Below are 25,615 nucleotides of genomic sequence, written 5' to 3'. Positions count from 1 at the left end.
TTAGCCGGCCGAACGGGTGACGATTTCGACCACCCGCCAGTTCTTGGTCTTGGACATTGGAGCAATCTCGGTCACACGCACGACGTCGCCTTCATTACAGGCATTGTCGGCATCGTGTGCGTGCAGCTTGGTCGAACGCTTGATGTACTTACCGTACAGAGCATGCTTGACCTGGCGCTCCACCAACACGGTGACCGTCTTGTCCATCTTGTTGCTGACGACACGGCCTTCGACCGTGCGCAGCGCTTGCTTTTCGTTGTTGTCGCTCATCGCGGCCGTCCTTACTTGGTGCTGCCGAGCAGGTGCTTGACGCGAGCAATCTCGCGGCGCACCCGGCGGGTATCGTGGGTCTTCGGCAGCTGGCCGGTGACCTGCTGCATGCGGAGCGAGAACTGCTCCTTACGCAGATCGGTCAGGTGGGCCTTCAGTTCGTCAGCCGACTTCTCGCGGAGTTGTTTGATATCCATCAGCGCACCGTCCGGGTCACGAAAGTGGTCGTCACCGAGAGCTTGGCAGCGGCAAGGCGGAACGCCTCACGTGCGGTCTCTTCGGGAATACCCTCGATTTCATAGATCATGCGGCCCGGCTGAATCTGCGCGACCCAGTACTCCACGTTGCCCTTACCGGAGCCCATGCGGACTTCGATCGGCTTCTTGGTGATCGGCTTGTCGGGGAACACACGGATCCACATCTTGCCGCCCTTTTTGACGTGGCGGCTGATCGTGCGGCGTGCTGCTTCAATCTGGCGTGCGGTCAGCTGACCGTGCGCCGTGGCCTTGAGACCGTATTCGCCGAAGCTGACGGCGTTTCCGCTCCATGCCAGGCCGTCATTGCGGCCCTTGTGCATCTTGCGATATTTGGTTCGCTTGGGTTGCAACATTGCCGTTACCTCGCTTCACGAGCCGGGCGCGACGGGCGGTCACCACGGTCGCCGCGATCGTTACGATCGTTGCGCGGGCTGTCGTCCTGCTTTTCCTGGCCAACCTGAGAGAAGTCGAAGACTTCGCCCTTATAGATCCAGACCTTGATGCCGATGATGCCGTACGTCGTGGACGCCTCGGCAAAACCGTAATCAATGTCGGCACGTAGCGTGTGCAGCGGCACGCGGCCTTCGCGGTACCACTCCGAACGGGCGATTTCTGCACCGTTGAGGCGGCCAGCCACATTGACCTTGATGCCCAGGGCACCCAAGCGCATCGCGTTACCGACCGAGCGCTTCATTGCGCGGCGGAACATGATGCGACGCTCAAGCTGCTGCGCGATCGATTCAGCGACCAGCTGCGCATCCAGCTCCGGCTTGCGCACTTCGGTGACGTTGATGTGCGCCGGAACGCCCATCAGCTCGCTCACTTCCTTACGCAGCTTTTCGATGTCCTCGCCACGCTTGCCGATCACCACGCCCGGACGGGCAGTATGAATCGTCACGCGGGCGGTTTTGGCAGGGCGCTCGATCAAGATCTTGCTGACACCTGCCTGCGCGAGTTTCTTGCGCAGCATTTCACGCACTTTCAGGTCGGCTGCCAGATAGGCAGCGAAATCGCCCTTGTTTGCGTACCACTTGGAATTCCAGTCTTTGGAGATACCAAGACGGATTCCAGTCGGATGAACTTTATGACCCATGGTCTTTTCCTTTCCGCTTACTTGGCGGCGCCAACAATCACAGTGATGTGACTGGTGCGCTTGAGGATGCGGGTACCGCGGCCTTTCGCCCGCGCCATGAAACGCTTCAGGGACGGACCTTCATCAACCATGATGGTCTTGACCTTCAGCTCGTCGACATCCGCGCCCTGATTGTTCTCGGCATTGGCAATAGCCGACTCCACAACCTTTTTGATCAGGTGTGCAGCCTTTTTGTCCGAGAACTTCAGCAGATTGACCGCACGCTCGGCGGACAAACCACGCACCTGGTCAGCGACCAGGCGGGCCTTCTGCGGGGAGATGCGCGCGGTGCGCAGGATTGCTTTCGCTTCCATCGTCATCTCTCCTTACCTGCTCGACTTCTTGTCGCCACCGTGACCCTTGAAGGTCCGGGTGACGGCAAATTCGCCGAGCTTGTGGCCGACCATATTCTCGTTGACGAGCACCGGAATGTGGTTCTTGCCGTTATGCACGGCGATGGTGATGCCTACCATTTCCGGCAGGATCATCGAACGGCGCGACCAGGTCTTGATCGGCTTCTTGCTACCCGCAGCGGACTCCACCTTCTTTGCAAGGTGGTGATCGACGAACGGGCCCTTCTTAAGTGAACGTGCCATGGTCGATTAGCCCCTACGATCGCGGACGATGAATTGCTGGGTGCGCTTGTTCTTGCGCGTCTTGTAACCCTTGGTCGGAACACCCCACGGGGTGACCGGATGCGGATTACCCTGACCAGCCTTCGCTTCACCACCACCGTGCGGGTGATCGACCGGGTTCATGGCCGCACCGCGAACGGTCGGGCGAACACCGCGCCAACGCTTGGCGCCGGCCTTGCCCAACTTCTCGAGGTTGTGCTCGTCGTTGCCGACTTCACCGATGGTGGCACGGCATTCGACAGGCACCTTGCGCATTTCGCCCGAGCGCAGACGCAGCGTGGCATAGATGCCTTCGCGAGCGACCAGCTGGACGGCTGCACCGGCAGCACGTGCGATCTGAGCGCCCTTACCCGGCTTCAGCTCGATACCGTGCACCGTCGTACCGACCGGGATGTTACGCAGCGGCAGCGTGTTACCGGTCTTGATCGGTGCATTGGCACCGGCAATAACCTGGTCGCCAGCCTTCAAGCCCTTGGGGGCGATGATGTAGCGACGCTCGCCGTCGACATAGCACAGCAGGGCGATATGAGCGGTACGGTTCGGATCGTATTCGATCCGCTCCACACGCGCCGGAATACCTTCCTTGTTGCGCTTGAAGTCGATGATGCGGTAGTGCTGCTTATGACCACCACCGACGTGACGCACGGTGATGCGGCCATGGTGGTTACGACCACCGGACTTGCTCTGCGAATCGAGCAGCGCCGCGTGCGGTGCGCCCTTGTGCAGATCGGGAGTAACCACGCGCACGGCGGAACGACGGCCGGGAGAGGTGGGTTTGAACTTCATCAATGGCATGGGATGGACCTCAGGCCTTGGCCGTTACGTCGATGGACTGACCATCAACCAGGCGGACGTACGCCTTGCGCCAATTGCCACGGCTGCCAGCACGGTTACGGAAGGACTTGCTCTTGCCCTTGACGTTGACCACGTTGACTGCCTTGACCTTGACGTCGAACAGCTGCTCAACCGCGGCCTTTACATCGGCCTTGGTGGCTTCGTTCGAAACTTCGAAGACATACTGGTTGGAGATTTCCTGCAGGCGCGCGGTCTTTTCAGAGACTCGCGGAGCACGCAGCACGCTGAAGATTTTTTCGTTGCTGCTCATGCCAGCCACTCCTCGATCTTCTTGACCGCATCGGCGGTGATCACGACCGTATCGGCCCCAACCAAAGCGACCGGATCCAGACCCTGCACATCACGCACCTGCACATACGGCAGATTGCGAGCGGACAGATACAGGTGCTCGGAAGCTTCTTCGGTGACGATCAGCGGGCGCTTGCCCACATCCAGTCCCTTCAACTTCTCGATCAGACCCTGGGTCTTGGTGGTTTCGACGTCGAACGCATCGACGATCATCAGGCGACCCTGGCGATTAAGCTCAGAGAAGATCGCGCAGATGGCCGCACGGTACATCTTGCGGTTGACTTTCTGCTCGAAGCTGCGCGGCTTGGCCGCGAAGGTCACGCCGCCGCCGACGAAGATCGGAGCCGTCAACGCGCCATGACGCGCACCGCCGCCCTTCTGCTTCTTCGACTTCTTGGTCGTGCCCGCAACTTCCGAACGCGTCTTCTGTGCCTTGGTACCAGCGCGACCGGCGTTGCGATAAGCGACGACGACCTGGTGAACCAGATCTTCGCTGAATTCGCGACCGAACACGGCATCGGAGACCGAGACCTTGTTATTGCTACCCGTGATAACGAGTTCCATCGTCATCTCTCCTTATGCCTTGCTCGCCGGACGGACGATCACGTCACCACCAGCTGCGCCAGGCACGGCGCCGCGGATAGCAATCAGACCACGCTCGACGTCGACCTTGACCACTTCCAGGTTCAGCGTGCTTTGCTGCACGGCGCCCATGTGGCCCGACATCTTCTTACCCGGGAAAACGCGACCCGGGGTCTGGCGCTGACCCAACGAACCCGGCGCGCGATGCGACAGCGAGTTACCGTGAGTTGCATCGCCCATACGGAAGTTGTAGCGCTTGATGGTGCCCTGGAAACCCTTACCCTTGGTGACGCCCTGGACGTCGACCTTTTGGCCGACCTCGAAGATGTCCGCCTTGATTTCGCCGCCGACGGCGAAATCGCCGAGCTGCGCATCTTCAACGCGGAATTCCCACAAGCCGCGACCCGCTTCGACCTTCGCCTTGGCGAAGTGACCGGAGGCTGGCTTGTTGACCAGTGCGGCGCGACGCGCGCCAACGGTAATCTGCACTGCGCTGTAGCCGTCGGTTTCAACGGTCTTGATCTGCGCGATGCGGTTCGGAGTTGCTTCGATCAGCGTAACCGGCACGGAGCGGCCATCTTCAGTGAAGACGCGGCTCATGCCAGCCTTGCGGCCTACGAAGCCCAACGAATATTTCTTCGTCATGGTCGTAGTCCTCAGGTCAACTTGATCTGTACGTCGACGCCAGCCGCGAGTTCGAGCTTCATCAGCGCGTCCACGGTCTTGTCGTTCGGGTCGACGATATCGAGCACACGCTTGTGCGTGCGGGTTTCGTATTGGTCACGCGCATCCTTGTCGGCATGCGGGGATACGAGGATGGTGTAACGTTCGATCTTGGTCGGCAACGGGATCGGGCCACGCACTTGCGCGCCGGTCCGCTTAGCCGTTTCGACGATCTCGCTGGCCGAACGGTCGATCAAACGATGATCGAACGCCTTCAACCGAATCCGGATCTTTTGTTCCGACATGACGGAAGCTTCCTTCGTTAAAAGAGCGACGGGCAAGGCCTCTGGGATACCTGCCCCGGTATTCCTGCATTGGTGAAATCGCCAGACATCCTGCCGACGAGGGCTTTCCTCCGCCCAAAAACTGAGGCAGCCCGGTAAACCGGCCTGCCCAGACGGAAAAGTATAATGCGCAGCTAGAGCACGGTCAACAACGACTGAGTTGTTGAGTGCTCCATGCAACGCGACCTTCCCGGTCTGGCGAACACGAGCGGCTTCCTGCCGTTCTTTTCGCTGTGAACTCAGCGCCCTACCCAGGGACACCGAGCCGCGCATTATAGCGAGCGATGTTTAGGTGCGCAAGCGTCCATTCAATTAATCCTGCTTCTCGCCCACCTGGCCTACCTGCTACCAAAAAAGGGCCGGCTTGCGCCGACCCTTTTTCATTTGCGCCGGCGGCCAGGGCCGCCGAACTGCAGGCATTGCTTACTTGACGATCTTGGCAACCACGCCGGCGCCGACGGTCCGGCCGCCTTCGCGAATTGCGAAGCGCAGACCTTCATCCATCGCGACCGGGTTGATCAGCGTCACGACCATCTTCACGTTGTCGCCCGGCATCACCATTTCCACGCCTTCCGGCAGCTGGCAGGCGCCAGTGATGTCGGTGGTACGGAAGTAGAACTGCGGACGGTAGCCCTTGAAGAACGGCGTATGACGACCACCCTCATCCTTGGACAGCACGTAAACTTCGGCTTCAAACTCGGTATGCGGCTTGATCGAACCCGGCTTGCACAGCACCTGGCCGCGCTCGACGTCGTCACGCTTGGTGCCGCGCAGCAGCAGACCGGCGTTGTCGCCTGCCTGACCCTGATCCAGCAGCTTGCGGAACATTTCCACACCGGTGACGGTGGTCTTCTGCGTATCGCGGATACCGACGATTTCGATTTCGTCGCCAACCTTGATGATGCCGCGCTCGATACGACCGGTCACCACGGTGCCGCGGCCGGAGATCGAGAACACGTCTTCGACCGGCATCAGGAACGGGCGGTCCACGTCGCGGGTCGGATCCGGAATGAAGCTGTCCAGTGCATCGACCAGCTTCAGGATCGCCGGCACGCCGATTTCGCTCTGATCACCGTCCAGCGCAAGACGCGCCGAACCATGAATGATCGGGGTGTCGTCGCCCGGGAAGTCGTACTTGCTCAGCAGCTCGCGCACTTCCATTTCGACCAGCTCGAGCAGCTCGGCGTCGTCGACCATGTCAGCCTTGTTCAGGAACACCACGATGTGCGGCACGCCAACCTGACGCGACAGCAGGATGTGCTCACGGGTCTGCGGCATCGGGCCGTCAGCGGCCGAACACACCAGAATCGCGCCGTCCATCTGCGCAGCGCCGGTGATCATGTTCTTGACGTAGTCGGCGTGGCCGGGGCAGTCAACGTGTGCGTAGTGACGGTTCGGGGATTCGTATTCGACGTGGGCGGTCGAGATCGTGATACCACGCGCCTTCTCTTCCGGCGCTGCGTCGATCGCGTCGTACGCCTTGAACTCACCACCGAAACGCTCAGCACCGATCTTGGTCAGCGCAGCGGTCAACGTGGTCTTGCCATGGTCAACGTGACCAATGGTACCGACATTGACGTGCAGCTTGTTGCGCTCGAATTTAGCTTTTGCCATGACTTGCTACCTCTAATTAGAAAATTTTTGAAGCGGCTGAGCGAACTCAGCCCTTCTTGGTGACGGCGTCGGCGATGTTGGTCGGCGCCTCTTCGTAATGGTCGAATTCCATCGAGAACGTTGCACGCCCCTGGCTCATCGAGCGCAGCGAGGTCGCGTAACCGAACATCTCACCCAGCGGAATCATCGCATTGATGATCTTGCCCGACGGGCTGTCGTCCTGACCCTGCAACACACCGCGACGGCGGCTCACGTCGCCCATCACGTCGCCCAGGTAATCCTCCGGGCTGACGATCTCGACCTTCATGATCGGCTCGAGCAACACCGGGCTGGCTTTCGCAAAGCCCTGCTTGAACGCCATCGACGCGGCCAGCTTGAACGCCATTTCCGAGGAGTCGACATCATGGTACGAGCCGAACACCAGCTTGACCTTGACACCCACCACCGGGAAGCCAGCGATCGGACCACTGGTGATCGTTTCGCGCAGGCCCTTCTCGACCGAGGGGATGAATTCCTTCGGAATGATGCCGCCGGTGATGTCGTTGATGAAGAGGAAATCGTCCTTGACGCTATCGTTCTTACGATCTTCTTCGGTCATCGGCGACAGCTCGATCACGACGTGACCGTATTGACCCTTACCACCGGACTGCTTGGCGTGCTTGTAGTCGGACTTGACGTCGGTCTTGCGGATCGTTTCGCGATACGCAACCTGCGGCTTGCCAACGTTGGCCTCGACATTGAACTCGCGACGCATGCGGTCGACGATGATGTCCAGGTGCAACTCGCCCATGCCGGAGATGATGGTCTGGCCGGATTCTTCGTCGGTCTTGACGCGGAACGAGGGATCTTCCTGCGCCAGGCGACCCAGCGCCGTACCCATCTTTTCCTGATCCGACTTGGTCTTGGGCTCCACCGCCATCGAGATCACCGGCTCCGGGAAAATCATGCGCTCCAGGGTGATGATCTTGTCCTGCGCACACAGCGTGTCGCCGGTGGTGACGTCCTTCAGACCCACGGCTGCGGCGATGTCACCAGCGCGCACTTCCTTGATCTCTTCGCGATTGTTGGAATGCATCTGTAGGATGCGGCCCACGCGCTCTTTCTTCGACTTGACCGGGTTATAGACCTGGTCGCCGGAGTTCAGCGTGCCTGAGTAGACACGGAAGAACGTCAGCGAGCCCACGAACGGATCGGTCATGATCTTGAACGCCAGCGCCGAGAACGGCGCGGTGTCGGTCGCAGGACGGCTGTCTTCCTTCTCGTCTTCGTCGATGCCGGCAACCGGCGGACGGTCGGCCGGCGACGGCAGCAGATGCACGACGCCGTCGAGCATGGCCTGCACGCCCTTGTTCTTGAACGCCGAGCCGCAGAACACCGGCACGATCTCGACCTTCAGGGTGCGCTCGCGCAGACCCACCAGGATCTCTTCTTCGCTCAGGTCGCCTTCGTTGAGGTACTTGTCCATGAGTTCTTCGCTGGCTTCTGCAGCCGCTTCGACCATGAACGAACGCGCCTCGGTCGCAATCTCGACCAGGTCAGCCGGGATGTCGCCGTATTCGAAGGTGGTGCCCTGCGACGCGATATCCCAATGAATCGCCTTCATCTTCAACAGGTCGACCACGCCCTCGAAACCGTCTTCGGCGCCGATCGGCACCTGCATCGGCACGGCATAGGCACCCAGACGGGCTCTCAGCTGCTCAACGACCTTGTCGAAGTTGGCACCGGTACGGTCCATCTTGTTGACGAAGGCCATGCGCGGCACGGAATACTTGTTGGCCTGGCGCCACACAGTCTCGGACTGCGGCTGCACGCCACCCACGGCGCACAGCACGAACACCGCACCGTCGAGCACGCGCAAGGAGCGCTCCACTTCGATGGTGAAGTCGACGTGCCCGGGGGTGTCGATGATGTTCAGGCGATGCTGCGGCATGGACTTGTCCATACCCGACCAGAACGCGGTGGTCGCAGCGGAGGTGATGGTGATACCACGCTCCTGCTCCTGCTCCATCCAGTCCATCACTGCAGCGCCGTCATGGACTTCGCCGATCTTGTGACTGACACCGGTGTAGAACAGGATGCGCTCGGAGGTGGTGGTCTTGCCGGCATCGATGTGGGCCATGATGCCGAAGTTGCGGTAACGCTCGATAGGGGTGGTGCGGGCCACGGGGAGCCTCTCAATTTCTTGGATTTCGGATGGCCGAACGCCGCCTTTCGGCGGCCTTCGGATTGAATGCGACGCGAGACGCGTCGCAAACAGCACTCATATGGTGCTGAAGGGCCCCGTTACCAAGGCCCCCGAGGTCACCAGCGGTAGTGTGCGAACGCCTTGTTCGCTTCCGCCATACGGTGAGTCTCTTCGCGCTTCTTGATCGCGCCGCCACGGCTTTCCGAGGCGTCCAACAGTTCTGCAGCCAGCTTGCGCGGCATGGTGTTCTCGCCACGCTTGCGCGCGGAATCGATCAACCAGCGCATTGCCAGCGCCGTGCGACGGGAGGAGCGCACTTCGACGGGCACCTGATAGGTAGCACCACCAACGCGACGCGATTTAACTTCGACAGCCGGGGCCACGTTGTCCAGTGCTTTCTGCACTAGCTCGACGGCATTCGGATTCTTTTCGCCAATGACGTCCATCGCGCCATAGACAATTTTCTCAGCAACCGACTTCTTGCCACTTTGCATCACCATATTGATGAAGCGGGCAATGGTTTCGCTGCCATGCTTTGGATCAGGCAGGACGGTGCGCTGCGGAGTAGAACCTTTACGGGACATTGGAGTATTTCCTTAGCTCTTCGGGCGCTTGGCGCCGTACTTGGAACGACCTTGACGGCGCTTTGCGACGCCGGCGGCGTCCAGCGAACCACGGACGGTGTGATAACGCACACCGGGAAGATCCTTGACGCGGCCACCACGAATCAGGACCACGGAGTGCTCCTGCAGGTTGTGACCTTCACCACCGATGTAGCTGATGACCTCTTCCTGATTGGTCAGGCGCACTTTGGCAACCTTACGCAGGGCCGAGTTCGGCTTCTTCGGGGTAGTGGTATAGACGCGTGTGCAGACGCCGCGGCGCTGCGGACACTTGTCCAGTGCCGGGGAGGCACTCTTGTAGGTGGTCGCTTGCCGAGGCTTGCGGACCAGCTGATTGATCGTCGTCATCAGTTGATTCTTCTGATTAGAGAGGCCGAGACGGCCTTGCACGAAAACGAAGGCAGGCCGAAAAACGGCCCGCCGAGACATGGAAGTATAGCTGGCAGGACGAAACTCCGTCAACTTCACGGAAACCCAACCCTGCTGGCCCGTCCGAAGGCCCGAAAACGGAAGGCCTCCTGCCCTCCTCTCGCTTGGCTGACGGCGCTCTTGCGAGCGCCGTCGCAAGCGCTTACTCCTCGTCCGCGCCGGCGTCTGCCACAGCGACGACCGGTTCGGCAACCGTCGGCTTGCCCGACAAGGTTTCCATTTCCGAGTCGGTCAGACCGGACGATTTACGACGCCCGGCGTGGTAGGCCAGACCGGTACCGGCCGGGATCAGGCGACCCACGATCACGTTTTCCTTCAGACCGCGCAGGTTGTCGCGGGTACCGCGCACGGCAGCCTCGGTCAACACACGCGTGGTCTCCTGGAACGAGGCCGCCGAGATGAACGACTCGGTGGCCAGCGAGGCCTTGGTGATACCCAGCAGGACCGGATCGTACTTGGCCGGCAGTTCGTTGCGCTTGACCAGGCGAACATTTTCCTCGATCACGCGCTGGCGCTCGACCTGCTCGCCATTGAGGAACTTGCTGGTGCCCTGGTCGGTGATCTCGACCTTGCGCAGCATCTGGCGAGTGATCACCTCGATGTGCTTGTCGTTGATCTTCACGCCCTGCAGGCGATACACGTCCTGGATTTCCTTGACCAGATACGCGGCCAGCGGCTCGACACCCAGCAGACGCAGGATGTCCTGCGGGCTCGGCTCGCCGTCCACCACGGTCTCGCCCTTGGTCACATGCTCGCCTTCGAACACGATGATCTGGCGGTACTTCGGGATCAGCTCTTCGTGTTCGCTGCCATCGGTGTCCTTGATGATCAGACGCTGCTTGCCCTTGGTGTCCTTACCGAAGCTGATGATGCCCGAGCGCTCGGCCAGGATCGCCGGATCCTTCGGCTTGCGTGCTTCGAACAAGTCGGCAACGCGCGGCAGACCACCGGTGATGTCGCGGGTCTTGGACGCTTCCTGCGGGATCTTGGCGACCACGTCGCCCACGCCGACAGCGGCGCCGTCCTGCAGGTTGACGATGGAGCGCGGCGGCAACAGGTACTGCGCGGGCAGATCCGTATTCGGGATCGTCAGGTCGTTGCCCTTGCCATCGACGATGCGCACGATCGGGCGCAGTTCCTTGGCATGCGCACCGCGACGCTTCGGGTCGGTGATTTCGCGCGAGGCCAGGCCAGTCAGTTCGTCGGTCTTCTCGATGACGGTGACGCCGTCGACGAAGTCGATGAAGCGAATGAAACCGGCCACTTCCGACACGATCGGGTGGTTATGCGGATCCCAGTTGGCAACGCCCTGCCCGGCCTTGACTGCATCGCCGTCTTTGGCGGTGATGGTGGCGCCGTACGGCAGCTTGTAACGCTCGCGCTCGCGGCCATGGCCATCGAGCACGGACAGTTCGCCAGAACGCGAGACCGCAACCAGTGCGCCGCTGGCATGCGCCACCGACTTGAGGTTGTTGAACTTCACAGAACCGGTGGTCTTGACAGTGATGTTGTCCACCGCAGCCGCACGCGATGCCGCACCACCGATGTGGAACGTACGCATGGTCAACTGGGTACCAGGCTCACCGATCGACTGGGCGGCGATGACGCCGACCGCTTCACCGATGTTGACCTGGTGACCACGTGCAAGATCGCGACCGTAGCAACGTGCGCACACGCCGAACGACGATTCGCAGCTGATGGTCGAACGCACTTTCACCGACTGCACGCTGGCGTCTTCCAGCTTGGCAACCCAGGCTTCGTCGAGCAGCGTATTGCGGGTGACGATCGGCTCTTCGTCGTTGCCCGGCAGGTACACGTCCTCGGCCACGACACGGCCCAGCACGCGCTCCTTCAACGGCTCCACCACGTCGCCGCCTTCCACGATCGGGGTCATGATCAACCCTTCGGTGGTGCCGCAATCGACTTCGGTGATCACCACGTCCTGCGCGACGTCGACCAGACGACGGGTCAGGTAACCCGAGTTCGCGGTCTTCAACGCGGTATCGGCCAGACCCTTACGCGCACCGTGGGTGGAGTTGAAGTACTCCTGCACGTTCAAGCCTTCGCGGAAGTTCGCCTTGATGGGCGTCTCGATGATCGAGCCGTCCGGACGCGCCATCAGGCCGCGCATACCGGCCAGCTGACGGATCTGCGCCTGGCTACCACGCGCACCGGAGTCGGCCATGATGTAGAGCGAGTTCATCGACTTCTGGTCGATGGTTTCGCCCTTGGCATTTTCGACCTTCTCGGTACCGATGGTGTCCATCATCGCCTTGGCGATGCGCTCGCTGGTACGCGACCAGATGTCCACGACCTTGTTGTAACGCTCGCCGGCGGTGACCAGGCCCGACTGATACTGCTCCTGGATTTCCAGCACTTCGGCTTCAGCCTCAGTGAGGATGCCCTTCTTCTCGTCCGGGATCAGCATGTCGTCGATGCCGATCGACACGCCTGCGCGGGTGGCGTAGGCATAGCCGGTGTACATCAGCTTGTCGGCGAACACGACGGTGTCCTTCAAGCCCAGCAGACGGTAGCTGGAGTTGATCAGACGCGAGATGTTCTTCTTGGTCATCTCGGTGTTGGCCAGCTGGAACGGCAGGCCTTCGGGCAGGATTTCGCTCAGCAACGCACGACCGACCGTGGTGTCCACGATCGAGGTGCCGCTGGTGCGCTTGCCGTCGACGGCGTCGACGTCCACCTGGGTGATGCGAACCTTGACCTTGGCGTGCAGTTCCACCACGCGGTTGTCGTAGGCGCGCTTCACTTCGCTGGTGTTCGCAAACACCATGCCCTCGCCCTTCTTGTTCTCCAGGGCGCGGCTCATGTAGTACAGGCCCAACACCACGTCCTGCGACGGCACGATGATCGGCTCGCCGTTGGCCGGCGACAGGATGTTGTTGGTGGACATCATCAGCGCACGCGCTTCCAGCTGGGCTTCCAGCGAAAGCGGCACGTGGACAGCCATCTGGTCACCGTCGAAGTCGGCGTTGAAGGCGGTACATACCAGCGGATGCAGCTGGATGGCCTTGCCTTCGATCAACACCGGCTCGAACGCCTGGATGCCCAGACGGTGCAGGGTCGGCGCACGATTCAACAGCACCGGATGCTCGCGAATGACTTCTTCGAGGATGTCCCACACCTCGGCCTCTTCGCGCTCGACGAGCTTCTTGGCGGCCTTGATGGTGGTGGCCAGGCCACGACGCTGCAGCTTGGCAAACACGAACGGCTTGAACAGCTCGAGCGCCATCTTCTTCGGCAGGCCGCACTGGTGCAGCTTGAGGTACGGACCGACGGTGATGACCGAACGACCGGAGTAATCCACGCGCTTGCCGAGCAGGTTCTGACGGAACCGGCCCTGCTTGCCCTTGATCATGTCGGCCAGCGACTTCAGCGGACGCTTGTTGGTGCCGGTGATGGCACGGCCGCGACGGCCGTTGTCCAGCAGAGCATCGACCGATTCCTGCAGCATGCGCTTTTCGTTGCGCACGATGATGTCCGGAGCGTTGAGCTCCAACAGGCGACGCAGACGGTTGTTGCGGTTGATCACGCGGCGGTACAGATCGTTTAGATCCGAGGTCGCGAAGCGGCCACCATCCAACGGCACCAGCGGACGCAGGTCCGGCGGCAGCACGGGAAGCACGGTCATGACCATCCACTCCGGACGGTTGCCCGATTCCAGGAAGGCTTCGATCAACTTGATGCGCTTGGTCAGACGCTTGAGCTTGGTTTCCGAACCGGTGCTGGCGATTTCTTCGCGCAGGCGGGTCATTTCCGACTGCAAGTCGATCGTGCGCAGCAGCTCGTACACAGCCTCGGCGCCCATGGCGGCGTCGAAGTCGTCGTTGTACTCCTGGCGTGCAGTCAGGTACTGCTCTTCGGTCAGCAGCTGGCGGCGCTCGAGCGGGGTGAGGCCCGGCTCGGTGACCACGTAGGCTTCGAAGTACAGCACGCGCTCGATGTCACGCAGAGTCATGTCCAGCATCAAACCGATACGCGAGGGCAGCGACTTGAGGAACCAGATGTGCGCGACCGGCGAGGCCAGGTCGATGTGACCCATGCGCTCGCGACGCACCTTGGCCAGGGTGACTTCGGTGCCGCACTTTTCGCAAACCACACCGCGGTGCTTCATGCGCTTGTACTTGCCGCACAGGCACTCGTAATCCTTGATCGGACCAAAGATCGCGGCGCAGAACAGGCCGTCACGCTCCGGCTTGAAGGTGCGGTAATTGATGGTTTCGGGCTTCTTCACTTCGCCGTAGGACCACGAACGGATCAGGTCAGGCGATGCCAGCGCGATCTTGATCGCGTCGAAATCCAGCGTCTGGCGCTGTTGATTGAAGAGGTTGAGCAGGTCTTTCATTGGATATCTCCGGGTCGGAGGAATTTCGTATCTGAGATGAAACCGAGGGCATTACGTTCCGGACCCAGGCACCGCGTTGCGGCACCTGGATCCAGCTCGATCACTCTTCCAGTTCCATGTTGATCGCCAGCGAGCGGATTTCCTTCACCAACACGTTGAAGGACTCCGGCATGCCCGCGACCATCTCGTGCTCACCATCGACGATGTTCTTGTACATCTGGTTACGGCCCTGCACGTCGTCGGACTTCACCGTCAGCATTTCCTGCAGGGTGTAGGCCGCGCCGTAGGCTTCCAGCGCCCAGACTTCCATTTCGCCGAAGCGCTGACCACCGAACTGCGCCTTGCCGCCCAGCGGCTGCTGGGTCACGAGCGAGTACGGGCCGGTCGAACGGGCATGCATCTTGTCGTCGACCAAGTGGTTCAACTTCAGGTAATGCATGTAGCCAACCGTGGTCTTGCGATCGAACGCTTCGCCAGTGCGACCGTCGTACAGCTGGGTCTGACCGCTCTGCGGCAGTTCGGCCAGTTCCAGCATGCGCTTGATTTCCGCTTCGCTGGCGCCGTCGAACACCGGGGTAGCCATCGGCACGCCGTCGATCAGGTTCTTGCCCAGGTTGAGCAGTTCCTCATCGCTGAACTGCGACAGATCCACACGCTGCGCATTGATCGCGCTGTCGTGGTTGTAGATGTCGTCCAGGAACTTGCGCAGCTCGCTGACCGCGGTCTGCGCTTCCAGCATGCGCTGGATCTTGCGACCCAGGCCCTTGGCGGCCCAGCCCAGATGCACTTCCAGAATCTGGCCGATATTCATACGCGACGGCACGCCGAGCGGGTTCAGCACGATGTCCACCGGCTCGCCGGTCGCCATGTACGGCATGTCTTCGACAGGCACAACGTTGGAGACCACACCCTTGTTGCCGTGGCGGCCTGCCATCTTGTCGCCAGGCTGGATGCGGCGCTTCACCGCCAGGAACACCTTGACCATCTTCAGCACGCCCGGTGCGAGGTCGTCGCCCTGGGTGATCTTGCCGCGCTTGTCGGCAAAGCGTGCTTCGAATTCCTTCTCGTGCGCCTGGATCTGCTTCTGCGCGCGTTCGATGGCGTCGGCAGCGTCTTCGTCCTTCATGCGCAGCTGGAACCAATCGGACTTCTTCAGCCCGTCCAGATACGCGTCGGTGACGTTGTCGCCCTTCTTCAGGTTCGGACCGCCATTGGCGACCTTGCCCACGATCTGCGAGCGCAGACGTGCGTAGATGGCCGCTTCCAGAATGCGGAACTGGTCGTCGAAGTCCTTCTTGACGCGCTTGATCTCGGATTCTTCGATCTGGCGCGCACGCTTGTCCTTCTCGATGCCGTCGCGGGTAAAGACCTGCACGTCGATGACGGTGCCGTCCATGCCCGGGGGCACGCGCAGCGAGCTGTCCTTCACGTCGGACGCCTTCTCACCGAAGATCGCACGCAGCAGTTTTTCTTCCGGGGTCAGCTGGCTTTCGCCCTTCGGCGTGACCTTGCCGACCATGATGTCGCCAGCGCGCACTTCCGCACCGATGTACACCACGCCGCTTTCGTCCAGACGGTTCAAGGCCTGCTCGGACACGTTCGGGATGTCGGCCGAAATTTCCTCCGGCCCCAGCTTGGTGTCGCGTGCAACACAGGTCAGCTCTTCGATGTGGATCGTGGTGTAACGATCCTCTTCCACCACGCGCTCGGAGAGCAGGATGGAGTCTTCGAAGTTGTAGCCGTTCCACGGCATGAAGGCGATCAGCATGTTCTGACCCAGCGCCAGCTCACCGATGTCGGTGGACGGGCCGTCGGCCAGCACGTCGCCGCGCGCGATCACGTCGCCCACATTCACCAGCGGACGCTGGTTGATGCAGGTGTTCTGGTTGGAGCGGGTGTACTTGATCAGGTTGTAGATATCCACGCCGGCATCGGTGCCGCCGCCAATTTCTGCCTCGTTGACCTTGACCACGATGCGGGCTGCATCGATCTGCTCGATCACGCCACCACGCAGCGCGTTGACGGTCACGCCCGAGTCGCGTGCAACCGCACGCTCGATGCCGGTACCGACCAGCGGCTTCTGCGAACGCAACGTCGGCACGGCCTGGCGCTGCATGTTGGCGCCCATCAGTGCGCGGTTCGCGTCATCGTGTTCCAGGAACGGCACCAGCGCCGCTGCGACCGACACGGTCTGCATCGGCGAGACGTCCATGAAGTGGACTTCTGCCGGCGGCTTGAGCAGCGACTCGCCCTGGAACCGGCACGGCACGAACTGCTCGGTGAGCATGTTCTTGACGTCGGTCAGCGCGTTCGCCTGGGCGATCACGTACTCGTTTTCTTCGATCGCCGACAAGTATTCGACGTCGTCGGACACCTTGCCGTCCAGCACCTTCCGGTACGGCGTTTCGAGGAAGCCGTACTGATTGGTGCGGGCGAACACGGCCAGCGAGTTGATCAGGCCGATGTTCGGGCCTTCCGGCGTTTCGATGGTGCAGACGCGGCCGTAATGGGTCGGATGCACGTCGCGCACTTCGAAGCCTGCACGCTCGCGGGTCAGACCGCCCGGGCCCAGTGCGGAGACGCGACGCTTGTGCGTCACTTCCGACAGCGGGTTGTTCTGATCCATGAACTGCGACAGCTGCGAGGAACCGAAGAATTCCTTGATCGCGGCGGCCACCGGCTTGGCGTTGATCAATTCCTGCGGGGTCAGACCTTCCGACTCCGCCATCGACAGACGCTCCTTGACCGCGCGCTCGACGCGGACCAGGCCGACGCGGAACACGTTCTCGGCCATTTCGCCGACCGAACGCACGCGACGGTTGCCCAGGTGATCGATGTCATCGACCACGCCGCGACCGTTACGGATTTCGGTGAGCACCTTGATCACTTCCAGGATGTCGGAGGTGTCGGTGTGCTCGGCGACCAGACGCTTGGATTCTTCGTCGTTACGCTCGGCAAAGTACTTCTTGTCGTACAGCACCGACTCGCCCAGCACTTCCTTGCGGCCGACGCGACGGTTGAACTTCATGCGGCCGACCGTGGACAGGTCGTAGCGCTCGAAGGTGAAGAACAGGTTGTGGAACAGGTTCTGCGCGGCTTCCTTGGTCGGCGGCTCGCCCGGACGCATCATGCGGTAGATTTCGACCAGCGCTTCGAGCTGCGTCTTGGTCGGATCGATGCGCAAGGTGTTGGACAGGTACGGACCGCGATCCAGGTCGTTCACCCACAGGGTGCCGACCGCGTCGACGCCGGCCTTACGGAAGGCAGCCAACTGGTCTTCGCTAATTTCGTCGTTGGCATTGGCCAGCAGTTCGCCAGTCGAACCATCGACCACGTCGTGCGACAGGATGCGGCCGACCAGGTAGTCGTCCGGCACGGCCAGCGCGGCAACGCCGGCGGCTTCCAGCTGCTTGACGTGACGGGCGGTGATGCGCTTGCCCGCTTCCACGATGACCTTGTCGCCATCGGCTAGGTCGAAGTTCAGCGTTTCACCACGCAGACGCTCCGGCACCAGCTCCAGCTGCACGCCTTCGTCCGGATTGATGTGGAACGTGTTGATCTCGAAGAACTCGGCCAACATCTCTTCGTTGTTGTAGCCAAGCGCGCGCAACAGGATCGATACCGGCAGCTTGCGGCGACGGTCGATACGGGTGAACAGCGCGTCCTTCGGGTCGAACTCGAAGTCCAGCCAGGAACCGCGGTACGGAATGATGCGGGCGCTGTACAGCAGCTTGCCCGAGCTGTGGGTCTTGCCACGGTCGTGGTCGAAGAACACGCCCGGCGAGCGGTGCAGCTGCGACACGATCACGCGCTCGGTGCCGTTGACGATGAAGGTACCGTTGCCGGTCATCAGCGGGATTTCGCCGAGATAGACCTCCTGCTCCTTCACGTACTTGATGGCCTTGGTCGACGACTCGCGGTCGTAGATCACCAGACGCACGGTCACGCGCAGCGGCGCGCCATAGCTCATGCCGCGCTGACGGCATTCGCGCTCGTCAAACACCGGCTGACCCAGCTTGTAGCCCACGTACTCGAGCGCAGCGTTGCCGCTGTAGCTGGAGATCGGGAACACCGACTTCAGAGCAGCATGCAGACCGAGGTCCTTGCGCTTGGTCGGCTCCACATCTTCCTGTAGGAATTCGCGATAGGAATCCACCTGGATGGCAAGCAGAAACGGCACTTCGAGAATCGAGCGCTGCTTACCGAAATCCTTGCGGATACGCTTTTTTTCGGTGAACGAATAAGACGTCATGAGGTCTTCACCCTAGGCTGCGGGGGCCGCGTCGCGGCGGCCCTGAAATAACAAAATTGTCAGTTGGAAGTCGCTGGTATTGCCGGCACCAGCACGCCTTCTCTTGCTACTTCCAACTACCAACTCGGTGAGGCCGGGAATCGGGAGTGGAGATGTGGGATTCGGAAAAGCGCAACCTCGCAGTTGCAGATCTCGAACTCCCATTCCCGACTCACGTCCGAAACGGCCAAAGGCCGGGGGCTTTGGGCCCCCAGCCTTCAGTGCATCACCGTAAAACGCTGGCGATGCAAGATGCTGCTTACTTGACTTCGACGGTCGCGCCGGCTTCGGTCAATTCCTTCTTGATCTTCTCGGCTTCGTCCTTGGACGCGCCTTCCTTCAGGATGCCACCGGCTTCGGTCAGATCCTTGGCTTCCTTCAGACCCAGGCCGGTCACGGCACGGACGGCCTTAATGACGCCGACCTTGTTGGCGCCGCAGTTGACCAGCACCACGTTGAACTCGGTCTGCTCTTCGACCACAGCAGCCGGGCCAGCTGCAGCGGCAGCGACCGGAGCGGCGGCGGAGACGCCGAACTTGTCTTCGATGGCCTTGACCAGCTCCATCACTTCCATCAGGGACTTCTCGGCGATGGCGTCGACGATCTGTTCGTTGGTAAGGGACATTGTGATTACCTTTTAGAAATTAATTCTGGAATGGTTTCTAGCAGACGCTAGGACATCAAGCTTCGGCAGTCTCGGCGACCGGCTCGGCGGCTTCGTCGCCACCGCCCTGCTTGTCGCCAACGGCCTTGACGGCACGGGCGAACATGGCAGCCGGTTCGGACAGCACGCGGGCCAGCATGGCCAGAGCCTGGTCACGGGTCGGCAGCGAAGCCAACACGTCGACGTGGCTCGCCGGGAACAGTTCCCCGCCGATTGCCACAACCTTGGCCTGCAGCTTGTCGTTGCTCTTGGCAAATTCCTTGATCAGGCGACCGGCAGCGCCGGGCTCCTCCATCGAAAACGCATACACCAAAGGACCGACCAGCTTGTCAGACGCGACAGCAAATTCGGTACCTTCGACGGCACGCACAGCCAGGGTGTTCTTGACAACTTTCAAGAACACACCGGTTTCGCGGGCCTGCTTGCGCATCGCGGTCATCTGGGAGACCGTGGTGCCAGCGTATTCGGCGGCGATCAGGGAGTGGGCCTTGGCGGCGATTTCTGCCAGCTCGGCGACTACTTCTTGCTTCTGGGACAGATTGAGAGCCATTGCACTCCTCCGTTAAAGCTGGGACGCGAGATTTGCGATTCGGGATTCGCCCAAGGCCATGCAGCAGCCCTGAAAATCCCAAATACCAACCCTTTCATCCCCGCTTCAAACTACTCCGCTCGCGGCTCCTGCCGGTTGCGGTCCAGGGCAGCTTCCATCCTGGAAGCCGGGAACATCGACCGATGTTCCTTTGGTGGCCGCTCTAGACCTGGAGTGGACTCGATCCGGGATGTCCCAGACGCGCGTAAACCAGAAAACTCCAGAAGGGCGACACCATCTACGCCGGCCAGTTCGAAACGAACCAATTAAGCGATCCCGCTGCATCGACGGCGACTCCATGCCAGTGCGAGCATCCCTGCCCGTCGTCGATCTGCGCTGACCGCGCCTGCGGTCTTTGACGGCTACCGCCGGACATGCCGGCGATCGCCTTCAAAATGTCCGTTACCCCAAAGGAGGGAACGGACTCCCAGCACACGGTTGCCCGGGCCGGAAAAACAATGCAGTACTGCACAAACACGTCAGGCGCATGACGCCCGACGGATTCGATTACTTCAGCGACAGGCTCGACTGATCAACCGTCACGCCCGGACCCATGGTCGAGCTGACCGACACCTTCTGCAGGTAGGTCCCCTTCGAGGTGGCCGGCTTGGCCTTGATCAGGTCCAGCAGCAGCGCCTGCAGGTTCGACTTCAGCGCTTCGTCGTCGAAGCTGGCCTTGCCGATCGTGCAGTGGATGATGCCGGCCTTGTCGGTGCGGTAACGCACCTGGCCCGACTTGGCGTTCTTGACCGCTTCGCCCGGATTCGCCGACACGGTGCCGACCTTCGGATTCGGCATCAGACCGCGCGGACCCAGCAGGGTGCCGAGCTTACCGACAACGCGCATGGCATCCGGAGTCGCGATGACCACGTCGTAGTTCAGATCGCCGGCCTGCATCTTCTCGGCCAGATCGTCCATGCCCACTGCCTCGGCGCCTGCAGCCAGGGCTTCGTCAGCCTTGGCGCCCGCCGGTGCGAACACCGCAACGCGCACGCTCTTGCCGGTACCGGCCGGCAGCACGGTCGAACCGCGCACCTGCTGGTCGGACTTCTTGGCGTCCACGCCCAGGCGCACAGCAACGTCGATGGATTCGACGAACTTGGCCTTGGTGGCGGTCTTCAGGATCTTGATTGCGTCTTCGAAGGCATAGTTCTTGCCCGGGACGACAGCGGCCGCAATGGCCTTAACGCGCTTATTCTGTGCCATGTCTTAGCCCTCCACCGTCAAACCCATGCTGCGGGCAGTACCCGCAATCGTGCGAACTGCCGCTTCGAGCTCGGCTGCCGTCAGATCGGCTTCCTTGGTCTTGGCGATCTCTTCCAGCTGCTTACGTGTCACCTTGCCGACCTTGTCGGTATTGGGACGCTTCGAACCGGAAGTAACACCCGCCACCTTCTTGAGCAACACGCTGGCGGGCGTGCTCTTGGTGACGAAGGTGAAGGTACGGTCGGAATACGCGGTGATGATCACTGGCGTCGGCAGACCCGGCTCCAGCTTGGAAGTCGCAGCGTTGAACGCTTTGCAGAATTCCATGATGTTCAAACCACGCTGACCCAGTGCAGGGCCGACCGGCGGTGCAGGATTGGCCTGGCCGGCCTTAACCTGCAACTTGATGTAGGAAGTAATCTTCTTAGCCATTTCGATGCTCTCCGGGTGCTAACGCCTGACAACAGGCTCCCCATCGGACCGGGAGAATCACGCGTCCCGGCGTCGCGCTGTGTACCACACGCAGATGGCTGCCATGCGGCAGCCATTATTTCCCGGCGGTCGCCAGGTCAGCGAGCCGCGCACTATAGCAGTATTTAGAGCAGGCGCCTAGCAGGCGCCCGCCCAGGTCAGCCCTTCTCGACCTGGCCGAACTCGAGCTCGACCGGCGTGGAGCGACCAAAGATGAGCACAGCGACACGCAACCGGCTCTTCTCGTAGTTGACTTCTTCGACAACGCCATTGAAGTCGTTGAACGGACCATCGGTGACGCGCACCATCTGACCCGGCTCGAACAGCACCTTCGGACGCGGCTTTTCGACGCCATCCTGCACACGCTGCAAGATCGCATCAGCCTCTTCGTCGCGAATCGGCAATGGACGATCCGCCGTACCGCCGATGAAACCCATGACCTTGGAAGTTTCCTTCACCAAGTGCCAGCTTTCATTGTCGATGCGCGGAATACCGGCTTCTTCGTGGGTTTCGATCTGCACCAGCACGTAGCCGGGGAAGAACTTACGCTCGGACCGACGCTTCTGGCCGGCGCGCATTTCAATCACTTCTTCGGTCGGCACAAGCACGTCACCAAAACGATCTTCCATTTCGGTGCGAACGATGCGATCGCGCAATGCCTGCGCAACCGATTTTTCAAAGCCTGAATAGGCGTGAACGACATACCAACGCTTCACTGCTTGATTCTCCTTAACGAGCCAGGAACCACTGCGTGAGCTTCTGGATGACGAAGTCGAAGCCGCCCAACAGCAAACTCAGAATGATCACAACAACAATCACCACCCAGGTAGTGCGAATGGCTTCCTGCCGCGTCGGCCAGACCACCTTGCGCAACTCAAACCTGGATTCGGACATAAATTCGCGGGTTTCCCGGCCTTTGCCAGTCCCCAAAAACACAAATGCACCCGCCGCCAGTCCAACAATGACAGCCAGCGCGCGCAACTGCGGCGTCCAGGCTCCCAACTGCGTGGCGCGCTCGGGCGCAGAAAACCAGAACCACACAAACAACCCCGCAACCACCAGGATCGCGGAGAGAACGTATTTCACAATATCAGCGCTGGCAGAAGACGCGCTTTTGGAAGGCTCGATTTTGCTATTCATCCGGCTCTAGTTACCGATCTGACCCGAGTCGCTGGGCCGGAAAGAGGAGTGGCACGCCAGGAGGGACTCGAACCCCCAACCTGCGGTTTTGGAGACCGCTGCTCTGCCAATTGAGCTACTGGCGTATGTACTCGTTTACCGCAAACCCTAAGACAACGAAGGCGGACCGATGTTCAGCCGGCCCGCCCTTCGCGCAGTATCGGCGGCCAAAGCCGCCGAACTGCAGGCATTGCTTACTTGACGATCTTGGCAACCACGCCGGCGCCGACGGTCCGGCCGCCTTCGCGAATTGCGAAGCGCAGACCTTCATCCATCGCGACCGGGTTGATCAGCGTCACGACCATCTTCACGTTGTCGCCCGGCATCACCATTTCCACGCCTTCCGGCAGCTGGCAGGCGCCAGTGATGTCGGTGGTACGGAAGTAGAACTGCGGACGGTAGCCCTTGAAGAACGGCGTATGACGACCACCCTCATCCTTGGACAGCACGTAAACTTCGGCTTCAAACTCGGTATGCGGCTTGATCGAACCCGGCTTGCACAGCACCTGGCCGCGCTCGACGTCGTCACGCTTGGTGCCGCGCAGCAGCAGACCGGCGTTGTCGCCTGCCTGACCCTGATCCAGCAGCTTGCGGAACATTTCCACACCGGTGACGGTGGTCTTCTGCGTATCGCGGATACCGACGATTTCGATTTCGTCGCCAACCTTGATGATGCCGCGCTCGATACGACCGGTTACCACGGTGCCGCGGCCGGAGATCGAGAACACGTCTTCTACCGGCATCAGGAACGGGCGGTCCACATCGCGGGTCGGATCCGGAATGAAGCTGTCCAGTGCATCGACCAGCTTCAGGATCGCCGGCACGCCGATTTCGCTCTGATCACCGTCCAGCGCCAGACGCGCCGAACCGTGAATGATCGGGGTGTCATCGCCCGGGAAGTCGTACTTGCTCAGCAGCTCGCGTACTTCCATTTCGACCAGCTCGAGCAGCTCGGCGTCGTCGACCATGTCAGCTTTGTTCAGGAACACCACGATGTGCGGCACGCCGACCTGACGCGACAGCAGGATGTGCTCACGGGTCTGCGGCATCGGGCCGTCAGCTGCCGAACACACCAGAATCGCGCCGTCCATCTGCGCAGCACCGGTGATCATGTTCTTGACGTAGTCGGCGTGGCCGGGGCAGTCAACGTGTGCGTAGTGACGGTTCGGGGATTCGTATTCGACGTGCGCGGTCGAGATCGTGATACCACGCGCCTTCTCTTCCGGCGCTGCGTCGATCGCGTCGTACGCCTTGAACTCACCACCGAAACGCTCAGCACCGATCTTGGTCAGCGCAGCGGTCAACGTGGTCTTGCCATGGTCAACGTGACCAATGGTGCCGACATTGACGTGCAGCTTGTTGCGCTCGAATTTAGCTTTTGCCATGGGTGCAGGTCTCGGTAATCGTTTGGAGTTTAAGACGATTGAGTAATGGTGCTCACGAAAGGAATCGAACCTTCGACCTCCTCCTTACCAAGGAGGTGCTCTACCGACTGAGCTACGTGAGCGAGTTTTGCATTATGCCATGCATTTGCGTTCAATGGAGCGGGAGACGGGAATCGAACCCGCACCATCAGCTTGGAAGGCTGAGGTTCTACCGTTGAACTACTCCCGCGCCGGGAACTGCATGCCACAACGTGAAACTGGTGGAGGGAGGTGGATTCGAACCACCGAAGGCGTAAGCCAGCAGATTTACAGTCTGCCCCCGTTGGCCGCTTGGGTATCCCTCCAGCTTTACTACCGGACCGTTGCGCCGTGAGGCGAATCGGTTCGGGGTGAAGCAGCCCGTTATTTTGTTGTGGGACGCACCCGGTGTCAACAAAAATTTTGAACTCTTCGTCACCACTGAATACGCGCGACGCTCAGCGCCGCGCGCACCGGATCAGACGTTGAAACGGAAGTGCAGCACGTCGCCTTCCTGGACCCGGTATTCCTTGCCTTCCAGGCGCAGACGACCCGCGTCGCGCGCGCCAGCTTCGCCGCGATACTTGATGAAATCATCGAAGCCGATCGTCTCGGCGCGAATGAAGCCCTTCTCGAAATCGGTATGGATGACCGCCGCCGCCTGCGGTGCAGTGGAGCCGGCCCTGACCGTCCACGCGCGCACTTCCTTGACGCCTGCAGTGAAGTAGGTCTGCAGGCCGAGCAGTTTGTAGGCCGCGCGAATGACGCGATTCAGGCCGGGCTCGCTCAGGCCGAGATCGGCGAGGAAGGTGTCGCGGTCCTCGTCGTCGAGCTGGGACAGCTCTTCTTCGATGGCGGCCGAGACCGGCACCACTTCTGCACCCTCGGCGGCGGCATGCGCGCGCACTGCGTCCAGGTGCGGATTGTTATCGAAGCCGTCTTCGAGCACGTTGGCGATGTAAAGCACCGGCTTGAGCGTCAGCAGAAACAGATCGCGCACCAGCGCCTTCTCTTCCTCGTCCAGACCCGCTGCACGGCCGGATTTACCTTCGGCCAGCGCGGCCTGCAACTTGGCCAGCACCGGCTTGCGTGCCGCTGCGTCCTTGTCGCCGCCCTTGGCACTGCGTTCGGCGCGATTGAGCGCCTTTTCCACGCTGTCCAGGTCGGCCAGCGCCAGTTCGGTATCGATGGTTTCGATATCGGCGATCGGGTCGACCTTGTTGTTGACATGGATGACGTCGTCGTTCTCGAAGCAACGCACCACGTGGGTGATCGCATCGACTTCGCGAATGTGCGCCAGGAACTTGTTACCCAGCCCTTCGCCGCTCGCCGCACCGGCAACCAGGCCGGCGATATCGACGAACTCGACCGCGGTGGGAATCAACTTTTGCGGCTTGACGATCTCGGCCAGCTGGTTGAGGCGCGGATCCGGCACCGGCACGATGCCGACGTTCGGCTCGATGGTGCAGAACGGAAAGTTGGCCGCAGCGATGCCCGCCTTGGTCAGCGCATTGAACAGGGTCGACTTGCCGACGTTGGGCAGGCCGACGATGCCGCATTTGATACCCATGGGTC

The 25,615-nt window shown here is 61.0% G+C and carries 25 protein-coding genes and 4 tRNA genes; all 29 read right to left on the bottom strand.

All coding sequences use genetic code 11. From position 1 onward, the window contains the following. Positions 1-270: a 30S ribosomal protein S17 gene (gene rpsQ, locus ACZZ0O_RS11275; RefSeq protein ID WP_005993374.1), complete on the bottom strand. Its 270-nt coding sequence runs from the start codon at positions 268-270 to the stop codon at positions 1-3. A gap of 11 nt (positions 271-281) precedes the next feature. Continuing rightward, positions 282-467 carry a 50S ribosomal protein L29 gene (rpmC, locus tag ACZZ0O_RS11270; protein ID WP_055846121.1) on the bottom strand — a complete coding sequence of 62 codons (186 nt, stop codon included), beginning with the start codon at positions 465-467 and terminating at the stop codon, positions 282-284. Continuing rightward, on the bottom strand, positions 467-880 hold the full coding sequence (gene rplP, locus ACZZ0O_RS11265; RefSeq protein WP_003486706.1) for a 50S ribosomal protein L16: 414 nt from the start codon (positions 878-880) through the stop codon (positions 467-469). The genes rpmC and rplP overlap by 1 nt, the downstream gene beginning before the upstream one ends. A gap of 5 nt (positions 881-885) precedes the next feature. Further along, positions 886-1,620 (bottom strand): 30S ribosomal protein S3, encoded by a 735-nt coding sequence (gene rpsC, locus ACZZ0O_RS11260; RefSeq protein WP_005993372.1) that lies wholly within the window; start codon positions 1,618-1,620, stop codon positions 886-888. A gap of 17 nt (positions 1,621-1,637) precedes the next feature. Continuing rightward, complete coding sequence (gene rplV, locus ACZZ0O_RS11255) at positions 1,638-1,973, bottom strand: 50S ribosomal protein L22 (RefSeq protein ID WP_002811686.1); 336 nt, start codon at positions 1,971-1,973, stop codon at positions 1,638-1,640. 12 nt (positions 1,974-1,985) lie between these two features. Then, positions 1,986-2,255: a 30S ribosomal protein S19 gene (gene rpsS, locus ACZZ0O_RS11250; RefSeq protein ID WP_005993369.1), complete on the bottom strand. Its 270-nt coding sequence runs from the start codon at positions 2,253-2,255 to the stop codon at positions 1,986-1,988. Between the two features lie 6 nt (positions 2,256-2,261). Beyond that, positions 2,262-3,089, bottom strand: coding sequence for a 50S ribosomal protein L2 (rplB, locus tag ACZZ0O_RS11245; RefSeq protein WP_003486715.1), 828 nt, complete (start codon positions 3,087-3,089; stop codon positions 2,262-2,264). Between the two features lie 10 nt (positions 3,090-3,099). Beyond that, positions 3,100-3,399, bottom strand: coding sequence for a 50S ribosomal protein L23 (rplW, locus tag ACZZ0O_RS11240; RefSeq protein WP_002811694.1), 300 nt, complete (start codon positions 3,397-3,399; stop codon positions 3,100-3,102). Then, a complete protein-coding gene (gene rplD, locus ACZZ0O_RS11235; protein ID WP_055846344.1) occupies positions 3,396-4,001 on the bottom strand; it encodes a 50S ribosomal protein L4 in 606 nt (201 codons plus the stop codon). Before rplD ends, rplW begins: the two co-directional genes overlap by 4 nt. A 12-nt stretch (positions 4,002-4,013) precedes the next feature. Next, positions 4,014-4,664: a 50S ribosomal protein L3 gene (gene rplC / locus ACZZ0O_RS11230; RefSeq protein WP_055846123.1), complete on the bottom strand. Its 651-nt coding sequence runs from the start codon at positions 4,662-4,664 to the stop codon at positions 4,014-4,016. Between the two features lie 11 nt (positions 4,665-4,675). Beyond that, on the bottom strand, positions 4,676-4,987 hold the full coding sequence (rpsJ, locus tag ACZZ0O_RS11225) for a 30S ribosomal protein S10 (protein ID WP_003486723.1): 312 nt from the start codon (positions 4,985-4,987) through the stop codon (positions 4,676-4,678). 462 nt (positions 4,988-5,449) lie between these two features. Continuing rightward, positions 5,450-6,640 carry an elongation factor Tu gene (tuf, locus tag ACZZ0O_RS11220; RefSeq protein WP_115527199.1) on the bottom strand — a complete coding sequence of 397 codons (1,191 nt, stop codon included), beginning with the start codon at positions 6,638-6,640 and terminating at the stop codon, positions 5,450-5,452. Between the two features lie 46 nt (positions 6,641-6,686). Continuing rightward, entirely contained in the window at positions 6,687-8,804 is a 2,118-nt protein-coding gene (gene fusA, locus ACZZ0O_RS11215; RefSeq protein WP_055846638.1) for an elongation factor G, read from the bottom strand. A 137-nt stretch (positions 8,805-8,941) separates the two neighbouring features. After that, the gene (gene rpsG, locus ACZZ0O_RS11210) at positions 8,942-9,409 is read right to left on the bottom strand and encodes a 30S ribosomal protein S7 (RefSeq protein WP_006450629.1); all 468 of its coding nucleotides are present in this window, start codon (positions 9,407-9,409) and stop codon (positions 8,942-8,944) included. Positions 9,410-9,421: 12 nt separating this feature from the next. Further along, positions 9,422-9,796 carry a 30S ribosomal protein S12 gene (gene rpsL / locus ACZZ0O_RS11205; protein WP_002811712.1) on the bottom strand — a complete coding sequence of 125 codons (375 nt, stop codon included), beginning with the start codon at positions 9,794-9,796 and terminating at the stop codon, positions 9,422-9,424. Between the two features lie 223 nt (positions 9,797-10,019). Next, positions 10,020-14,237: a DNA-directed RNA polymerase subunit beta' gene (gene rpoC / locus ACZZ0O_RS11200; RefSeq protein WP_055846634.1), complete on the bottom strand. Its 4,218-nt coding sequence runs from the start codon at positions 14,235-14,237 to the stop codon at positions 10,020-10,022. Positions 14,238-14,337: 100 nt separating this feature from the next. Continuing rightward, positions 14,338-18,489 carry a DNA-directed RNA polymerase subunit beta gene (gene rpoB, locus ACZZ0O_RS11195; protein ID WP_115512412.1) on the bottom strand — a complete coding sequence of 1,384 codons (4,152 nt, stop codon included), beginning with the start codon at positions 18,487-18,489 and terminating at the stop codon, positions 14,338-14,340. Positions 18,490-18,787: 298 nt separating this feature from the next. Further along, entirely contained in the window at positions 18,788-19,153 is a 366-nt protein-coding gene (rplL, locus tag ACZZ0O_RS11190; RefSeq protein WP_228324024.1) for a 50S ribosomal protein L7/L12, read from the bottom strand. Positions 19,154-19,208: 55 nt separating this feature from the next. Then, positions 19,209-19,742 (bottom strand): 50S ribosomal protein L10, encoded by a 534-nt coding sequence (rplJ, locus tag ACZZ0O_RS11185; RefSeq protein WP_323515137.1) that lies wholly within the window; start codon positions 19,740-19,742, stop codon positions 19,209-19,211. 546 nt (positions 19,743-20,288) lie between these two features. Next, on the bottom strand, positions 20,289-20,987 hold the full coding sequence (gene rplA / locus ACZZ0O_RS11180; protein ID WP_055846624.1) for a 50S ribosomal protein L1: 699 nt from the start codon (positions 20,985-20,987) through the stop codon (positions 20,289-20,291). 3 nt (positions 20,988-20,990) lie between these two features. Beyond that, positions 20,991-21,419 (bottom strand): 50S ribosomal protein L11, encoded by a 429-nt coding sequence (gene rplK, locus ACZZ0O_RS11175; RefSeq protein WP_055846621.1) that lies wholly within the window; start codon positions 21,417-21,419, stop codon positions 20,991-20,993. Positions 21,420-21,616: 197 nt separating this feature from the next. Continuing rightward, the gene (gene nusG / locus ACZZ0O_RS11170; protein WP_005993332.1) at positions 21,617-22,174 is read right to left on the bottom strand and encodes a transcription termination/antitermination protein NusG; all 558 of its coding nucleotides are present in this window, start codon (positions 22,172-22,174) and stop codon (positions 21,617-21,619) included. A gap of 13 nt (positions 22,175-22,187) precedes the next feature. Beyond that, positions 22,188-22,598, bottom strand: a complete 411-nt coding sequence (gene secE / locus ACZZ0O_RS11165; RefSeq protein WP_055846620.1) for a preprotein translocase subunit SecE — start codon at positions 22,596-22,598, stop codon at positions 22,188-22,190. A 49-nt stretch (positions 22,599-22,647) separates the two neighbouring features. Beyond that, a tRNA-Trp gene (locus ACZZ0O_RS11160) sits at positions 22,648-22,723 on the bottom strand. A 108-nt stretch (positions 22,724-22,831) separates the two neighbouring features. Continuing rightward, on the bottom strand, positions 22,832-24,022 hold the full coding sequence (tuf, locus tag ACZZ0O_RS11155) for an elongation factor Tu (RefSeq protein WP_115527199.1): 1,191 nt from the start codon (positions 24,020-24,022) through the stop codon (positions 22,832-22,834). Positions 24,023-24,068: 46 nt separating this feature from the next. Then, positions 24,069-24,144, bottom strand: a tRNA-Thr gene (locus ACZZ0O_RS11150). A 33-nt stretch (positions 24,145-24,177) separates the two neighbouring features. Then, positions 24,178-24,251 (bottom strand) — tRNA-Gly (locus ACZZ0O_RS11145). Between the two features lie 29 nt (positions 24,252-24,280). Next, positions 24,281-24,366: transfer RNA gene (locus ACZZ0O_RS11140), tRNA-Tyr, on the bottom strand. A 152-nt stretch (positions 24,367-24,518) separates the two neighbouring features. After that, positions 24,519-25,610 carry a redox-regulated ATPase YchF gene (gene ychF, locus ACZZ0O_RS11135; protein WP_115512416.1) on the bottom strand — a complete coding sequence of 364 codons (1,092 nt, stop codon included), beginning with the start codon at positions 25,608-25,610 and terminating at the stop codon, positions 24,519-24,521. Between the last annotated feature and the right edge of the window lie 5 nt (positions 25,611-25,615).

The organism is Xanthomonas sp. AC360 (genome assembly GCF_979258225.1).
Note: the sequence above shows the minus strand (reverse complement) of the source record. Positions and strands in the feature narration are given on the sequence as shown.

Bases quoted from the DNA above. Each gene is read 5' to 3' on its own strand.
- rpsQ (WP_005993374.1), bottom strand. From the start codon at position 270: ATGAGCGACAACAACGAAAAGCAAGCGCTGCGCACGGTCGAAGGCCGT.
- rpmC (WP_055846121.1), bottom strand. From the start codon at position 467: ATGGATATCAAACAACTCCGCGAGAAGTCGGCTGACGAACTGAAGGCC.
- rplP (WP_003486706.1), bottom strand. From the start codon at position 880: ATGTTGCAACCCAAGCGAACCAAATATCGCAAGATGCACAAGGGCCGC.
- rpsC (WP_005993372.1), bottom strand. From the start codon at position 1,620: ATGGGTCATAAAGTTCATCCGACTGGAATCCGTCTTGGTATCTCCAAA.
- rplV (WP_002811686.1), bottom strand. From the start codon at position 1,973: ATGGAAGCGAAAGCAATCCTGCGCACCGCGCGCATCTCCCCGCAGAAG.
- rpsS (WP_005993369.1), bottom strand. From the start codon at position 2,255: ATGGCACGTTCACTTAAGAAGGGCCCGTTCGTCGATCACCACCTTGCA.
- rplB (WP_003486715.1), bottom strand. From the start codon at position 3,089: ATGCCATTGATGAAGTTCAAACCCACCTCTCCCGGCCGTCGTTCCGCC.
- rplW (WP_002811694.1), bottom strand. From the start codon at position 3,399: ATGAGCAGCAACGAAAAAATCTTCAGCGTGCTGCGTGCTCCGCGAGTC.
- rplD (WP_055846344.1), bottom strand. From the start codon at position 4,001: ATGGAACTCGTTATCACGGGTAGCAATAACAAGGTCTCGGTCTCCGAT.
- rplC (WP_055846123.1), bottom strand. From the start codon at position 4,664: ATGACGAAGAAATATTCGTTGGGCTTCGTAGGCCGCAAGGCTGGCATG.
- rpsJ (WP_003486723.1), bottom strand. From the start codon at position 4,987: ATGTCGGAACAAAAGATCCGGATTCGGTTGAAGGCGTTCGATCATCGT.
- tuf (WP_115527199.1), bottom strand. From the start codon at position 6,640: ATGGCAAAAGCTAAATTCGAGCGCAACAAGCTGCACGTCAATGTCGGT.
- rpsG (WP_006450629.1), bottom strand. From the start codon at position 9,409: ATGTCCCGTAAAGGTTCTACTCCGCAGCGCACCGTCCTGCCTGATCCA.
- rpsL (WP_002811712.1), bottom strand. From the start codon at position 9,796: ATGACGACGATCAATCAGCTGGTCCGCAAGCCTCGGCAAGCGACCACC.
- rpoC (WP_055846634.1), bottom strand. From the start codon at position 14,237: ATGAAAGACCTGCTCAACCTCTTCAATCAACAGCGCCAGACGCTGGAT.
- rpoB (WP_115512412.1), bottom strand. From the start codon at position 18,489: ATGACGTCTTATTCGTTCACCGAAAAAAAGCGTATCCGCAAGGATTTC.
- rplL (WP_228324024.1), bottom strand. From the start codon at position 19,153: ATGTCCCTTACCAACGAACAGATCGTCGACGCCATCGCCGAGAAGTCC.
- rplJ (WP_323515137.1), bottom strand. From the start codon at position 19,742: ATGGCTCTCAATCTGTCCCAGAAGCAAGAAGTAGTCGCCGAGCTGGCA.
- rplA (WP_055846624.1), bottom strand. From the start codon at position 20,987: ATGGCACAGAATAAGCGCGTTAAGGCCATTGCGGCCGCTGTCGTCCCG.
- rplK (WP_055846621.1), bottom strand. From the start codon at position 21,419: ATGGCTAAGAAGATTACTTCCTACATCAAGTTGCAGGTTAAGGCCGGC.
- secE (WP_055846620.1), bottom strand. From the start codon at position 22,598: ATGAATAGCAAAATCGAGCCTTCCAAAAGCGCGTCTTCTGCCAGCGCT.
- tuf (WP_115527199.1), bottom strand. From the start codon at position 24,022: ATGGCAAAAGCTAAATTCGAGCGCAACAAGCTGCACGTCAATGTCGGC.
- ychF (WP_115512416.1), bottom strand. From the start codon at position 25,610: ATGGGTATCAAATGCGGCATCGTCGGCCTGCCCAACGTCGGCAAGTCG.